The sequence below is a fragment of the Acinetobacter defluvii genome, from assembly GCF_001704615.3.
Lineage (GTDB): Bacteria > Pseudomonadota > Gammaproteobacteria > Pseudomonadales > Moraxellaceae > Acinetobacter > Acinetobacter defluvii.
Map to the genome: position 1 here is coordinate 584,183 of NZ_CP029397.2, position 14,082 is coordinate 598,264.

The 14,082-nt window shown below is 38.1% G+C and carries 14 protein-coding genes; 6 read left to right on the forward strand and 8 right to left on the reverse strand.

The annotated features are described in order from the left end of the window. Nucleotides 1-102: 102 nt before the first annotated feature. From DJ533_RS05185 to DJ533_RS05200, 4 genes are all read right to left on the reverse strand, one after another. Nucleotides 103-978 (reverse strand): acyl-CoA thioesterase, encoded by an 876-nt coding sequence (locus DJ533_RS05185; RefSeq protein ID WP_065995456.1) that lies wholly within the window; start codon nt 976-978, stop codon nt 103-105. Between the two features lie 137 nt (nt 979-1,115). Next, nucleotides 1,116-1,691, reverse strand: coding sequence for a xanthine phosphoribosyltransferase (locus DJ533_RS05190; RefSeq protein WP_065995457.1), 576 nt, complete (start codon nt 1,689-1,691; stop codon nt 1,116-1,118). Nucleotides 1,692-1,793: 102 nt separating this feature from the next. Next, entirely contained in the window at nt 1,794-2,498 is a 705-nt protein-coding gene (locus DJ533_RS05195) for a DUF3108 domain-containing protein (RefSeq protein ID WP_065995458.1), read from the reverse strand. A 142-nt stretch (nt 2,499-2,640) separates the two neighbouring features. Next, entirely contained in the window at nt 2,641-3,324 is a 684-nt protein-coding gene (locus DJ533_RS05200) for a hypothetical protein (protein ID WP_065995459.1), read from the reverse strand. 218 nt (nt 3,325-3,542) lie between these two features. Here DJ533_RS05200 and DJ533_RS05205 point away from each other — a divergent pair, with 218 nt between their 5' ends. Together DJ533_RS05205 and DJ533_RS05210 are read left to right on the forward strand one after the other, a co-directional pair. Further along, nucleotides 3,543-4,424: an energy transducer TonB gene (locus DJ533_RS05205; protein WP_065995460.1), complete on the forward strand. Its 882-nt coding sequence runs from the start codon at nt 3,543-3,545 to the stop codon at nt 4,422-4,424. Between the two features lie 184 nt (nt 4,425-4,608). Beyond that, nucleotides 4,609-5,055, forward strand: coding sequence for a hypothetical protein (locus tag DJ533_RS05210; RefSeq protein ID WP_081406160.1), 447 nt, complete (start codon nt 4,609-4,611; stop codon nt 5,053-5,055). Nucleotides 5,056-5,124: 69 nt separating this feature from the next. On the opposite strand, the gene DJ533_RS05215 is transcribed toward DJ533_RS05210, so the two are convergent. The 4 genes from DJ533_RS05215 to miaB all read right to left on the reverse strand — a co-directional run bounded on the left by DJ533_RS05215 (nt 5,125) and on the right by miaB (nt 9,525). Next, nucleotides 5,125-6,234: a mechanosensitive ion channel family protein gene (locus tag DJ533_RS05215; protein ID WP_081406161.1), complete on the reverse strand. Its 1,110-nt coding sequence runs from the start codon at nt 6,232-6,234 to the stop codon at nt 5,125-5,127. 207 nt (nt 6,235-6,441) lie between these two features. Next, nucleotides 6,442-6,927, reverse strand: coding sequence for an rRNA maturation RNase YbeY (ybeY, locus tag DJ533_RS05220; protein ID WP_065995462.1), 486 nt, complete (start codon nt 6,925-6,927; stop codon nt 6,442-6,444). 27 nt (nt 6,928-6,954) lie between these two features. Beyond that, on the reverse strand, nt 6,955-8,031 hold the full coding sequence (locus DJ533_RS05225) for a PhoH family protein (RefSeq protein ID WP_065995463.1): 1,077 nt from the start codon (nt 8,029-8,031) through the stop codon (nt 6,955-6,957). A gap of 39 nt (nt 8,032-8,070) precedes the next feature. Then, a complete protein-coding gene (gene miaB / locus DJ533_RS05230; RefSeq protein ID WP_065995464.1) occupies nt 8,071-9,525 on the reverse strand; it encodes a tRNA (N6-isopentenyl adenosine(37)-C2)-methylthiotransferase MiaB in 1,455 nt (484 codons plus the stop codon). A 358-nt stretch (nt 9,526-9,883) separates the two neighbouring features. On the opposite strand from miaB, the gene DJ533_RS05235 reads away from it, so the two are divergent. From DJ533_RS05235 to DJ533_RS05250, 4 genes are all read left to right on the forward strand, one after another. After that, nucleotides 9,884-11,782, forward strand: a complete 1,899-nt coding sequence (locus DJ533_RS05235) for a lytic transglycosylase domain-containing protein (protein ID WP_171488596.1) — start codon at nt 9,884-9,886, stop codon at nt 11,780-11,782. A gap of 44 nt (nt 11,783-11,826) precedes the next feature. Beyond that, nucleotides 11,827-12,489, forward strand: coding sequence for a ribonuclease T2 family protein (locus DJ533_RS05240; RefSeq protein WP_065995475.1), 663 nt, complete (start codon nt 11,827-11,829; stop codon nt 12,487-12,489). 168 nt (nt 12,490-12,657) lie between these two features. Further along, nucleotides 12,658-13,644: a malate dehydrogenase gene (locus DJ533_RS05245; RefSeq protein ID WP_065995465.1), complete on the forward strand. Its 987-nt coding sequence runs from the start codon at nt 12,658-12,660 to the stop codon at nt 13,642-13,644. A gap of 187 nt (nt 13,645-13,831) precedes the next feature. Continuing rightward, on the forward strand, nt 13,832-14,080 hold the full coding sequence (locus tag DJ533_RS05250) for a DUF2789 family protein (RefSeq protein WP_065995466.1): 249 nt from the start codon (nt 13,832-13,834) through the stop codon (nt 14,078-14,080). The last annotated feature ends 2 nt before the right edge of the window (nt 14,081-14,082 follow it).

Sequence of the window (14,082 nt, forward strand, 5' to 3'; positions counted from 1 at the left end):
ATGTTTTTGCTAATTCATGTAAACATTAAGGATAGAAAATGAATGATTTTAATTGTTTGATGCATTTTAAGATCACCTGTATGTTTATTGAAATATTATCCCTTATCTATGTGTTGAAATATTACGTTGGCGCATCAAACTTTCTTGACTGACACTACAGACCAATTTCCCATTTTGCCACATTTCACCAAAGTTGAGACCGCGTGACTGGCTTGAGCGCGTCGCATACATATCATACAGCATCCATTCATCTACGCGAAAATCATGATGAAAATGTAAGGTGTGATCTAAACTGGCACTATAGACCCCACCATTGGCATAGCTGATCCCATGTGGACGTAAAGATGTCGTGAGCAAATTATAATCTGAATAATACGCAGCAATTGCTTGATGCATGGCAATATAGTCCATTTCACCTGTTATTTTTTCAAAAGTTCTAAAATATTCAGCATATTGAGTATCTGCTTTAACTGGTTTGAAAGGATTGTAAAACTCAACTGGATGAATCAAGAGGTTGAATTGCTGCATGACTATGCTACGACGACTTTCAGGAATGTCTTCAAGGATAGAAATTTTATATTCTTGTTCTGATTTGAGTGAGTCTGGATCTGGATATTGTGGGGCTGAACCTTGAAACTCTAAACCTTGTTCTGGTTTAGCGAAAGATAGCATTGCCGAAAAAATGATTTCACCATCTTGGTGCGCATGGACTTGACGTGTAGAAAAACTTGAACCATCTCTTAAATTGTCAACTTTGAATAAAATAGGTTGATCTGTACGTCCACTACGAATGAAATAAGCATGTAAAGAGTGAGCAGGGCGGTCTGTGGTTCTTGAAGCTGCGATTAAAGCTTGAGCTAAAATTTGTCCGCCAAATAAATGCGAACCAAAAAGCTGTGAGGTTTGACCTTGAAAAAGATATTGATCAATTTGTTGAACATGCAATAAATGGGTTAATTCTTGTGTAAGCGAAACCATGCTAGCGTTGACCTAATATTTTGTATTTTAAGATCATATAATGTGGCTAGATAAAAAAGAAATGAGAAAAATGCTTAATCTCTTTTCATAAAGTATAAAAAAGAGCGCCTAAAGCGCTCAATTTAAAATATTTTCACTTACTCTTGCACAAAAGTCACTGTGCCATTTGCTAAAGATTCAACACGTGCCAAAGATTCTACACGATAGCCTTTGTCAAGTAACAACTGGCGACCTGGTTGGAATGATTTTTCAATCACAATGCCAATCCCGACCACTTCGGCATGTGCTTGATGGATTAAGTCAGCAAGACCTAATGCCGCTTGACCATTTGCTAAAAAGTCATCAATTACAAGCGCTTTATCGCCTGCACTGATGTGTTTTTTAGAAATCGCAATGGTACTTTCAATTTGCTTTGTAAATGAGAAAACTTTAGAACGATATAAGTCATCTTTTAAAGTCAAAGATTGATATTTACGAGCAAAAATGACTGGAACACCAAGCTCAAGTCCTGCCATTACTGCAGGTGCAATACCTGAAGCTTCAATGGTAATGATTTTGGTGATACCTGCATCTTTGAAAAGACGCGCAAACTCTTGACCAATTTGCTGCATCATCACAGGATCAATTTGATGGTTTAAAAAAGAATCGACTTTCAGAACCTGATCAGATAGAACGATACCTTCAGCCAAGATTTTCTGTTCTAGTGCGTACACGGGAAGAATCCTCTAAGGGCAAGGTGCTTTTTCAAGCAAAGGCGTATTTTAAAAAGCACCCAAAAAAATGCAAGCCCAATTTCATAAAAAATAGGAAATTGCTTATTTTTTATAGCCAGTCAGAGAAAGGTTGTAAGATGTCTTACCATCTTGATGTGACATTTTTACAGGTAAATAATCAAGTTTTGGTGCTAACCAGAAAACAGATTGTTTGCTTTTATTGTCATGGGTCAGCACGACTTTGATGGTATCAAAGGTTCCGTAGCTGGTTTTGACTGATTCATTGCCTTGTTTAACAAAACGACGGGTATCCAAACCTTTGGCATCTGCGATCAGATAGCTTGATTTTAAACCTGAGCCTTTTAGATCCTCACGGACTTGTAATTCAGCATTTAATTCATCTAATGCGCCTGCTTTCCATGCAAAAGAACGTGCTTTGTCACGTTTATTGGTGTTAATGGTTTTTGCACTTGGATTGAATTTAATGGTCATGGTGTCATTGTGCACCAAGATTTTACTGTTACGGCTAAAATCCTTGGATTGAATTTGTTCATTACTAAAACCAAAACGACTGGTTTCAGTGGCAGAGGCAATCGCTGCGGCTTTTGCTGCAAAAACATAGGTCCAGTTATTGCCATTTTGAGTTAACGTACGAGTCGCTGAACCCATATTTTTACCATTATAAGAAAACTGATAAGTTGCTTGGAAGGGGCTCATGGCAAGAGCATGACTTGAAAAACCTGTTAATACGCATGCCGCTACAAGACTTGTGCTGATACCGATTTTTTTCATGAATGGTGTTGCCATAAGTAAATGTCCTATGCAATTTTTGTGTTATTGCTATTATGCGACTGAATTAAGTAGAAAAAATTAGAGTTTCAGCAAAATATGTGAATTTGTGTAGTTATTTTGCATGAATCTAATTAAAAGTTTGAGTTTAAACACTCACTTAGCTGTCTTTTTGCTGAATTGGAGTGACTTCTGTTTCAATCACGTCATCTTTAAGTGAATCATCCCAGTCATCTGCATCTACTTTACTAAAGAGCGCCATTAAATTGACATTGCCAATCACGACAAGTTCAGTTTCACGTAATTCAGCATGGTTAATATGTACTTTATTTAAAGTATCCATGATGGAGCGCTTATCTCCCAACCAACGATTAAGATCTAAATGTAATAGTTCATCTTTTACGGTTAAAACATTGAATTTTTCTAAGATCATTCCTAATGGATCTTTTTTAAGGATTTTTTGATAGAAAAATAATGCAGTATTGACCCCAATTTTATAAAAAACATTTGGATAAGTGGCTTCAATCACTTCTGTATCACTAATTTGCTCAAAAACAATCAACTGCATATCTTTGTTAAATTCCATTTGAATCAGTTTAAGGTCAACTGCCAAGACCAAATGCATTCCTTTAACATTCAGGGTTGCGTATAAACGCAGCCAATCATCATGCAAATCTGCATGTAAATCTTCTATAATTCCAACATTATCAGTCACAAATCGTTGCAAAGTTGCATTTAAAAAAACTTGAGAAACAGGGAACTCACGCTCTTCTTCGATAAAATCTCCCGCTTTTTGATATATACGTTGAATTCGTCGAGTAATTTTAGAAAGTAGCGATGACATAAATTAAGTTCCAAATCAGCTTATTTTATCTGGTGTATCTTGTCGATTTGTTTAAAATTTCCAAGCTTTATTCTTGCAGTTTAGCAAATTTAGATGCACCATTTTAAAGTTTTGTTGTGATGCTCTATTTTCTATTAAAAGTGGCATCGAAAAGTATTAAAAGTGTAATGCTAAATGGTTGTATTTTTTATTAAGTTGGGGAATGGCGGTCATTTGTCATGTTTAAAAAAATGAGTACTACATCTAAGGCTTTTTTACCTTGGTGGGAAGACAACATCTTTTTGGGTGCGGTGATTGTCGCAATTGCCGTTCATTTGGTGTTTATTTCTTTGCAGTTTGCTGAACCGACAGAGCAAAATACTCAAAGTAAAGAGATTGCGGTAACGCTTCGTCCTAGTGCGGATGAAGTAAAAGATGCAGACTTTTTGGCTCAGGAAGATCAACACGGCTCAGGGATTTTTCGCCAAAAACATCGTATGTCGAGTGAAATGCCCGCACAGGCTGAAGATTTGAGTGCAGGGGATCAACAATTACAAGCCTTAGAAAAAGTACAACAAAAGCGTGAATTAAAGTTTGAAGAAAAAGTGTTAATGACAGTTTTAAGTTGGCAAAAACAAGCTGAACAAAATGAGCGTAAAAAAGCCATGGATGAATTGCAAAGCCAGTTCCAAGCCAAGGCAGCAATGGTTGCGAGTTTGGAAGCACAGTATTTACAGAAGCAACAAAATTTTAGTAAGCAACAAAAAATTAAAACGGTAGATGGTATTCAAGCGAAAAAAGATGCTTCAGCGGGATATTTGGAAAAGTTCCGCGCCAAAGTAGAGTTGTATGGTAATCGTTATTATCCAGAACAAGCCAAACTTCAGCGTTTATCAGGTGAAGTGCGTTTGATGGTGATTTTGAACGCATCTGGCGGAATTCGTGCGATTCGTTTGATTGAAAGTTCAGGGCATCCGATTTTAGATGAGGCTGCAAAGAACTCGGTACGTAAAGGTGCGCCTTTTGGAAATTTTGATGCCAATATGAAAGATATTTCTGAATTACGAATTATTCGGACTTGGCGTTTTGATCCAGCAGAATCAGAGTTTGAGGTGCGTTAATCAGGTTTTGTTAAAATCATTTTCATATATGTAAATGAGTGAATGAGTATTTTATTTATTCACTCATTAGATTTTTAACTATTCATTTTATAAGTGAAAAATGATAATTTTTTATAAAATATCGTCAGCGCAATAGCAATCAATGAAATACCTATTACTTATCACAACAGTTTTATTGAGTACGATGAGTTTTGCTCAGACAAAATTTAAAGCAGTTGATACCTGTCAATATGATTATAGTGATATCGATTTTTGTTCAAAAGCAAATACTGCAACCTATCAGAAAGCTTTTTTAACTCGACAGCCAAATTTTAATCAAAAATATATTTTATTAAATATAGGTGATCGTTTAAACCATATCTATGTGGCATTGGATACACAAACAGGTGTTGTATTTACTTTAAAAGATGAAATGTCAGGTGTGCGGAGGAATAATCAGTCAACTGGAAAACCACCAATAGTGAGTTATTCGGTGAATAACCCTGACTTGTGTGTTGAGGGTACTGTAAATAGTTATCGGGATTCTTATGACAATGTCCGAGTGTGTTATCGTGTTCAAAAAGAAGACTTTGGAAAATATAAAAAACAATTTTGGAGAACCACTGTTCCTCAAAGTATAGAAGACAGATAAATATTTAAAAGAAAGAAAATACGCCTCATCTAATGTTGACTTTAAAAATGAGCACAAACTTCATGTATTTCACTCACTTTTATTTTGGGCTGAAAAAGGTTGTTGTAGTAATTGTAGATGAGGATAAGGAACATTAATTTTGGCATCTTGTAGTGCTTCTTTTACGTGTTCTAAAAGTTTTTCTTGAATGCGGGGTAAGCGCTCCATTTGGTAAGGTTCTAGCCAATAGCGCACAATCAATACAATGCCTGATTCAGCAAATTCATGTACATCTACGCTTGGTTCAGGAACTTTTAAGTATTCATCTTCCACAACTAAACGAGCTAAGATCGCAGTACGTGCTTTTTCCACATCTTCTTGGAGTGAAATCCGACAGTAACTTTCAAAACGCATTCTTTCATGTGCGGTTAAATTGGTCACTTCAGCATTAGCAACGGTTGAATTTGGAATAATAATCAATAAATTATCACGGTTACGAATATGAGTCGTTCGTAATAAAATTTGCGTAATTTTTCCTTCAAATTTATTGATTCGTACCCAATCACCAATATGAAAAGGACGCTCAATCAAGATCGTAATTCCTGCGATAAAATTTGACAGGGTAGATTGTGCTGCAAAACTGACTGCGATTCCGACAATCCCAAGACCCGCCATAATCGAAATAATGTTAAAGCCAAACTGTGCCATAATCGCAGCGATACCAAAAATCACCAATAACACCGAAATAATATTGCGTAATAGTTGTTTTAAAGAATCATCGATATAAAAACGATCCAAAAAGCGCATGGTCAGTTTGGTAAATAACATCCAAATAATATAAAAAATCAGTGAAACAATCGCAGCACGGGACACTGCTTGTAAATATTTTTCAGATAAACCAAATTGCGAAAGAATAGTGATACTTGAAGCGAGTAGCCAAAAAAAGTGGATGGTATTATTAATAATATTAATAATAATTTGATTCGTATTGAGTTTTTTAGAAATGTACCGAACAGCAAGTCGCAGACCACGACTCAACAACCAAAAAAATGCAATTAAAATCACGGCAATGAATAATTTGCTGAGCATGGTCGCAGCAACGACATCCCAATCCATATCTCGATTTTCAGGTGCCCCCATACTCAGAAAAATACTGCGTTTTAGGGTATCTATAAACTCTTCAAATAAGCGATCCAACATGGTTTAAGCTTTCTAATCTTGGATTTTAATGGGGTTTTTTGAGTATAGTGAAAAGCCAATCAACTTGATAGTAAAGAGTTTTTGCGTTTCAGCAGAGAAGTGTAAAGAAACATCAAATTAAAAATGAGCATTCCATATTTTAAAAAATGATGAGTAATATTATTTATCACTCATCATTCTAAATCGCCATTTTCAAGTGAAGAAAAATTAATCTTCTTTGACAATATAAGGGTTTTCAAAGCCAAGTTTTTTCAAAATTTCGATTTCCAATGCTTCCATTTCTTCAGCATCTTCATCTGAAGTTTCATGGTCATAGCCCATGAGATGTAATGTGCCATGTACGAGCATGTGAGTAAAATGTTCAATCGGTGTTTTTTGCTGTTCAATGGCTTCTTGTAAAACCACAGGAATGCAAATCACCAAATCACCAATTGGAAATGTATCCAAAATTTGCGCCATTTCATCAGGCAAATCACTTGGGAAAGACAGTACATTTGTGGGTTTGTCTTTCTTACGATATTCCAAATTTAATTTATGGCTTTCGTCAATATCTACGCAGGCAATACCGATTTCACAATCACTTTGTGTGTTCATACGACGCAGTGAAGTTTCAACAACTTTTTTAAGATAAGCACGTTTGAGCACCAATTCAGGTGCTTCAAACGCTTGTTGTAAGGTTAAACTGAGTTTCAAAATACATCCTTAACAATGAAGAACATTTTAGTCCTGTGCATCGGCTTTGGCATCATTGTCTGCGATCAACGCTTGTTGTAGCGCTTTGCGTTCAGCACGTGCAGCAGCACTTAAACGTTGTTGCTCACCTTCCCATCCTTCATAAGCTTCGACGATCTTTTGAACCAATTGATGACGAACCACATCACGAGAATGGAAACGGGTGATATGAATTTCTTTAACATTTTCTAAAACACGCAGCGCATGTGCAAGACCTGATTGTTGTCCACGAGGTAAGTCGACTTGGGTAATATCACCGGTGATCACTGCCCGTGAACCAAAGCCTAAACGGGTGAGGAACATTTTCATTTGTTCAGGTGTGGTGTTTTGCGCTTCATCCAAAATCACGAATGAATGGTTGAGGGTACGACCACGCATATAGGCGAGGGGTGCAACCTCAATCACTTGACGTTCAATCAGTTTGGCAACCTTTTCAAAGCCGAGCATTTCATACAAGGCATCGTAAAGTGGGCGTAAATAGGGATCAATTTTTTGGGTTAAATCGCCCGGTAAGAAACCGAGTTTTTCACCTGCTTCAACAGCGGGACGTACCAATAAAATCCGTTGAATTTCATTCCGTTCTAACATATCTACCGCAGCCGCTACAGCAAGATAGGTTTTACCTGTTCCTGCAGGACCGATCCCGAAAGAAATATCACTTTGTAAAATACGTTGCACATAACGCTTTTGGTTCATGCCACGTGGGTTGATGCGACCTTTAGGGGTTTGTAACCAAATCGCCTCCAAACCAGTATGTTCATTTTCTGACAAGTCTTCTTGTAATTCTCGGTCAGTTTGACTGCCTTGAATCATCAGATGTACGGTGTCTGCACTGATTTGTGAGGAAATTTCCGCTTCGTCATAAAGGCGCTGCAATAAAAGCTCCGCCCTTGTGACAGCATCAAGATTCCCATCGACAAAAAATGTATCGCCTCGATGGGAGATTTTGACATCTAAACGTTGTTCAATTTGTTTCATATGGCTGTTATAAGCACCAAGCATGCTTTTTAAACGTTCCATAGAAATGCCAGGAAAAGCTACTGTACGTCGAATTTCGGCAGTCAAGTGATATCCTTTTATAGTGTCTTGATGGATAGCTCTACATTACGACACGTCGGGCTCAAGATTCAAGAGTTCACCGTAAACTAAATTTAAGGTTTTAATCTCAGTAATCTCAATCTCTGCAAAGCGTCCGACCCAAGCAGCATCTCCTACAAATGTTACTAAACGTGTATTGTCTGCACTACCCACCAAAATATTTGGGTCTTTGTCAGAAACTTTCTCAACCAAGACCCGTTGAATAGTTCCAAGCATAGCATCCGTTTTTTCGATACTTGAACGTTTAATCCATTGTTGAACTTTGGCTAAACGTTCTTTTTTTACAGTTTCAGGCGTGTCATCCGCCAACTCGGAAGCAGGCGTACCTGGACGTTTTGAATAGATAAAACTATAAGAATGGTCAAAGTCCAAATCTTGGATGAATTGATAAGTCTCTTCAAAGTTTGCATCTGTTTCACCAGGAAAACCGATGATGAAGTCAGAAGATAAATGCATATCAGGGCGTACTTTACGTAACTTGGCAATTTTATCGATGTAAACATCAATAGTGTGATTACGTTTCATTGCTTGTAACACATCATTTGAACCACTTTGCACAGGTAAATGTAAATGTGAAACCATTTGCGGTAAGTCACGATAGCATTGAATTAAATCATCATTAAACTCAAGCGGGTGAGAAGTGGTATAGCGTAAACGACCAATGCCTGGAATTTCTGCAACTAAGCGCAGTAAATCAGCAAAAGTACAGATTTCACCTTCAAAAGTTTCACCACGGTAGCCATTCACGTTTTGACCAAGTAATGATATTTCACGCACGCCTTTTTCAGCCAAACCTGCGATTTCAGCCAAGACATCATCCAGTGGGCGAGAAACCTCTTCACCACGGGTATATGGTACAACACAGAATGAACAGTATTTTGAGCAGCCTTCCATGATTGAAACAAAGGCTTTAAAACCTTCAACACGAGGTTCAGGTAAAAAGTCGAATTTTTCAATATCTGGGAATGAAATATCGACCAACTTAATTTTTTCTTTTTTCGGCTTTTCAACTTGATCATGATGTTGATCAAGCATTTGTGGTAAGCGGTGAAGTGTTTGTGGACCAAACACCATATCGACATAAGGCGCACGTTTTTGGATGTTATCGCCTTCTTGTGAAGCCACACAACCACCCACACCGATGACTAAATCTGGATTTTGTTCTTTCAGTTTGCGCCAACGACCTAATTCAGAAAACACTTTTTCTTGTGCTTTTTCACGAATCGAACAGGTATTCATGAGTAAAATATCTGCATCTTTAGGGTCTGTAGTCAGTACATAACCGTGCGAGTCGCCTAAAAGGTCTGCCATACGATGACTGTCATACTCATTCATCTGACACCCTTGCGTTTCGATATACAGTTTTTTCACTGTACCGTCGGCTGGGGTGTGCTGTGGCTGGAGAACAGTGTTTTCTGAGGCAGCTTTGGCACCATTTGGAATGAAGGTTTGAACCGTCATGGAGGCGTTTATCCTATATAAAACCAAAAATTAAATTGAGTGAAGTTTCTTCAACTCAAGAAAAGCAGCGTATTTTACAGTATTTACATACAAAGCTATAATAAAAATCTATACAGTATGTGCAATAGATAAAATATGGAGAAAAATACTTAAAAAATGTAGGAAATTAATAACGTTGAATCATAAGGTTACATAACAGAACAGTAGAAATGGATGAGAATAATTAAACTACGCATTATATTTATGCGATGTTGAAAAAAGGCTAACCATGCAAGATGACATTTCTTTGGTGAGAGAAAACGTGTTAAATCAAAAATCGATCAAAAAAAATAAAATAACGTCGTGTGTTTTAGGTTTAATGGCATGTGCGAGTCTACAAGTTACACAAGCAGTAGAAGAACAATTTAATGATGTTTTACGAAATGCCAATAATCCAGCACTATTAGAACAATATAAATATTCAATGCAAAATGATGCCTTGGGCTATTATCCAGAATATTTTTCTTTAAATTCAAACTTAGCCTTTCAGCCACCTGCGAATATTGTCAGTTTTGCACAGCGCTATCCGCAGTCTGCAATGGCAGAAAAACTTGCCGCAGATTATGTTGAAGAAAAAGTCAAACAAGCAGATTTTGCTAATGCGCAACCTGTGTTGGCATATGTCAGCAACCCCGACCAAGCAGAAAGTTGTGCGATGGCACAGGTGCGTGCAAGAACAGGGGATTCCTTGGTTTTTGCAGAATTTAAAGATGTTTGGTTAGCCACCAATACGCAACCTGAATCATGTAACGGTTTAGGGCGCTTAATGTTATCTAGCCCATTGATGACGACAGAAGACCGTCAACAACGTTTATATGCACAGTTGAGAGCTGGACAGTCTGGTTTAGCCATTGCAACGGCACAAAGCATTGGCGTGAATTTGTCCTTAGCACAACTCAATCAGATTCAAGCCAACCCACTGAACTATCTATGGACAGCACCGAAAGCCAATGTACAAGATTATGCTTATTTGGTATTTGCGCTTGGTCGTGCTGCTGACACGGATTTGACTTCTGCCTTGCAGACTACACCACGTCTTGCACAAGGCTTACCTGCCAATGTACAAAAATATTTGTACCGTACTGTGGGTTATATTGGCGGAACCACAGTGATGAAAAATAATTTTAATCGTCAAGTTCTAGAAAGTTTAGATGCCAGTTATGGTGTGCCATTTAGTGCTGAAGAAGCTGAAATTTATGCACGACAAGCCATCCGTTTTGGCGCATGGGAAAGTGTAATTCGTGCGATTGACAGTATGAGTGTGACGCAAAAACAAGAAGATCGTTGGCAGTATTGGTTAGCACGTGCTTCAGAGCAACGTAATGATCGTCAGTCGAAAAAAACTGCTGAAGAAATTTTTAAACGTTTGGCAATGTCTGGTGATGATTATCACAACTTATTAGCCAAAGATCATATCGGACAAAAATATAATGATGGACTCAGTCAGGAGCAGCCTTCTTCAAATGATATGCAGCGTTTAAATCAAGATATTCATTTCCGTCGAGCCTTTGCTTTAAAAAATATCAATGCCAACGCAACATATACCAATCGTGAATGGAACTGGGCAGTTCGCCAAGCTTATTTAAAACAAGATGATGGTTTATTACTTGCCGCAGCACAGAGAGCGACCAATATGGGGTGGTATGATCGTGCTATTTATGCCGCAGATCGCACTAAGAATAAACACAATTATACTTACCGTTATGCGACACCGCATCAAGCTTTGGTCGTGAGTCATAGCCGAAATGCAGGGATAGATCCTGCTTGGGCATATGGTTTAATGCGCCAAGAGAGTCGTTTTGTCAGCGCAGCACGCTCACATGTTGGGGCTGGCGGTCTCATGCAAATCATGCCAGGGACGGCTAAACAAGTCGCACGACAAATGGGTGAAACATATAATCCTGCGGCACTGAGTGATCCAAATACTAATATTCGCTATGGCACTTATTATTTATCTATGATTCAAAGACAGCTCAGTAATAATCCAGTTTTAGCGACAGCAGGTTATAATGCGGGTCCAAATCGTGCCAAGCGTTGGCAGCCAGATGATCGTCCTTTGTCTGCTGATCAATATACAGAAGCGATTCCACTGAATGAAACACGTGATTATGTGAAAAATGTGATGACTAACGCAGTACATTACGGCAGGTTGTTGGGGCAAGGTGCACAAGTGATTGAAAGTCGTATGCCTGTTGTGCCAACACGTTCTTTTGAATAGTGGATTGAGTGGCTGTTGAAATAACTTTTGTGTGTATCGAAACAATGAAAAACGCTGTATTGAGTTCTTTGAATAAATCATCTGGAGTGTGGATTGTTATCTGCATCGGATTTCTTTTATTTTCAGTTCGTGTTCATGCAGCGCCAGCTCGACCGCAAGGTTATGTCATGCAAATACAACTCACACCTGCTGTGTGTGCCTTAGACAATTCTAAGCAAAAACAACGCAAATGTTTGGAAGGTTATTCATTGACGATCTCTGGTTTATTACCAGAAACTACGCAAAAAGATTGTACAACATCTTCATCTGCGACACTCAGCCCATTACAGTCTAAAGTTGTGGCACGTGTAATGCCTGATCCGAATTCACGGACACAATTGTGGCAGAGTGTTGGGGGTTGTGTTCCTATGAATGCGAGCCAATATTTTAGAACCATGATTAATTTGGCAGAAAAATTAAAAATTCCAGCGGATTTAACCAGTTCAGAAAGCAAAACTGTATATCATAGCCAATTAAAATCACAATTTATTAAACTCAATCCAAGCTTACCTGCTAATGGCATTAGTTTTAGTTGTCAGGCTGCAAGATCGAATAGCATTTTGACTGAAATTCAGGTGTGCTACAAAGTCAATGGACAATACACACAATGCTCGAATCATATTGTATCAAATTGTCCGACAAGCTTTTCCATAAAAGGCGCATATTAAGGTTTTGAAACATCTTATTTATTTTTTCTATCATACTTTTGTTGAAAATCATTTTCTTTTAAATGCATAACGGAAAAGATTGGAGTACAATCTTTGGCGTTTATGATAATTCGATTAAATGGAAACAGTCCTTTAATCACATTACGATCCTCAATTGGAGATAATTACATGAAGCAAGCAGTTCGTGTTGCCGTTACTGGCGCTGCAGGTCAAATCGGTTACAGCTTATTATTCCGTATCGCTAGTGGTGAAATGCTTGGTAAAGACCAACCAGTTATCCTTCAATTATTAGAAGTTCCATTTGAGAAAGCTCAAGCTGCGCTTAAGGGCGTAATGATGGAATTAGACGACTGTGCATTCCCATTATTAGAAGGCATGATCGGTACTGATGATCCTAAAGTTGCATTTAAAGATGCTGACTATGCATTATTAGTGGGTTCACGTCCACGTGGTCCAGGTATGGAACGTGCTGATTTATTAAAAGTAAATGGTGAAATCTTCATCGGTCAAGGTCAAGCATTGAACGAAGTTGCAAGCCGTGACGTTAAAGTTCTTGTTGTAGGTAACCCAGCAAACACAAATGCTTACATCGCGATGAAATCTGCGCCAGATCTTCCTGCGAAAAACTTCACTGCAATGTTACGTCTTGACCATAACCGTGCGTTAACTCAACTTGCTCAAAAAGCGAATGTTGCAGTTTCAGATATTGAACACATGACTGTTTGGGGTAACCATTCTCCAACGATGTATGCTGACTACCGTTTTGCAACTGTAAACGGCGAAAGCTTAAAAGACAAAATCAACGATGCTGAATGGAATAAAGATGTATTCCTTCCAACAGTAGGTAAACGTGGTGCTGCGATCATCGAAGCACGTGGCTTATCTTCGGCTGCTTCGGCTGCAAATGCTGCGATCGACCACATGCGTGATTGGGCGCTTGGTACAAATGGCAAATGGGTGACAATGGGTATTCCTTCAGACGGTTCTTATGGTATTCCAGAAGGCGTAATGTTCGGTTTCCCTGTAACAACAGAAAACGGTGAATACAAAATCGTTCAAGGTTTAGAAATTGACGAATTCAGCCGTGAGCGTATCAACCATACGTTGAACGAGCTTGAAGAAGAACGTGCAGCAGTTTCTGACATGGTTAAATAATTTAATCTTTTAGATTAAGTTAGAAGAAGCACTCCTTTTAGGGGTGCTTTTTTATTCATACCAGTATAAAAATGGATTAACAAACAATAACAAGAATAGCGCAATATCGAGCTGAAAATATCCTGAAAAAAAGTTAGTTTAAATTTATCAGTCAATATCTTGAAAATAAACATATGAGGAGAAGAAAATGTTTGATGGACAACCGACATTAGAATTATTGTTCGAACAATTAGGTTTAGATGCTGATCAAGCATCAATGGATCAATTTATTGAATCTCATCAGTTGCCTGAAGGTGTGATGATGCACCAAGCAGATTTTTGGAGTGATGCACAGCGTCAGTTTTTAAGTAGTCATTGGCAAAAAGATGATGAATGGGCGATCGTGGTAGACACACTGAATGAACTATTGAGCCAAAATCTTCAGAAAAACAAATAGCT

What these genes read in the sequence shown, in the direction of transcription:
- DJ533_RS05185 (WP_065995456.1), bottom strand. Translation starts at nt 978, where the DNA reads ATGGTTTCGCTTACACAAGAATTAACCCATTTATTGCATGTTCAACAA.
- DJ533_RS05195 (WP_065995458.1), bottom strand. Translation starts at nt 2,498, where the DNA reads ATGGCAACACCATTCATGAAAAAAATCGGTATCAGCACAAGTCTTGTA.
- DJ533_RS05200 (WP_065995459.1), bottom strand. Translation starts at nt 3,324, where the DNA reads ATGTCATCGCTACTTTCTAAAATTACTCGACGAATTCAACGTATATAT.
- DJ533_RS05205 (WP_065995460.1), top strand. Translation starts at nt 3,543, where the DNA reads ATGTTTAAAAAAATGAGTACTACATCTAAGGCTTTTTTACCTTGGTGG.
- DJ533_RS05210 (WP_081406160.1), top strand. Translation starts at nt 4,609, where the DNA reads ATGAGTTTTGCTCAGACAAAATTTAAAGCAGTTGATACCTGTCAATAT.
- DJ533_RS05215 (WP_081406161.1), bottom strand. Translation starts at nt 6,234, where the DNA reads ATGTTGGATCGCTTATTTGAAGAGTTTATAGATACCCTAAAACGCAGT.
- miaB (WP_065995464.1), bottom strand. Translation starts at nt 9,525, where the DNA reads ATGACGGTTCAAACCTTCATTCCAAATGGTGCCAAAGCTGCCTCAGAA.
- DJ533_RS05235 (WP_171488596.1), top strand. Translation starts at nt 9,884, where the DNA reads ATGGCATGTGCGAGTCTACAAGTTACACAAGCAGTAGAAGAACAATTT.
- DJ533_RS05240 (WP_065995475.1), top strand. Translation starts at nt 11,827, where the DNA reads ATGAAAAACGCTGTATTGAGTTCTTTGAATAAATCATCTGGAGTGTGG.
- DJ533_RS05245 (WP_065995465.1), top strand. Translation starts at nt 12,658, where the DNA reads ATGAAGCAAGCAGTTCGTGTTGCCGTTACTGGCGCTGCAGGTCAAATC.
- DJ533_RS05250 (WP_065995466.1), top strand. Translation starts at nt 13,832, where the DNA reads ATGTTTGATGGACAACCGACATTAGAATTATTGTTCGAACAATTAGGT.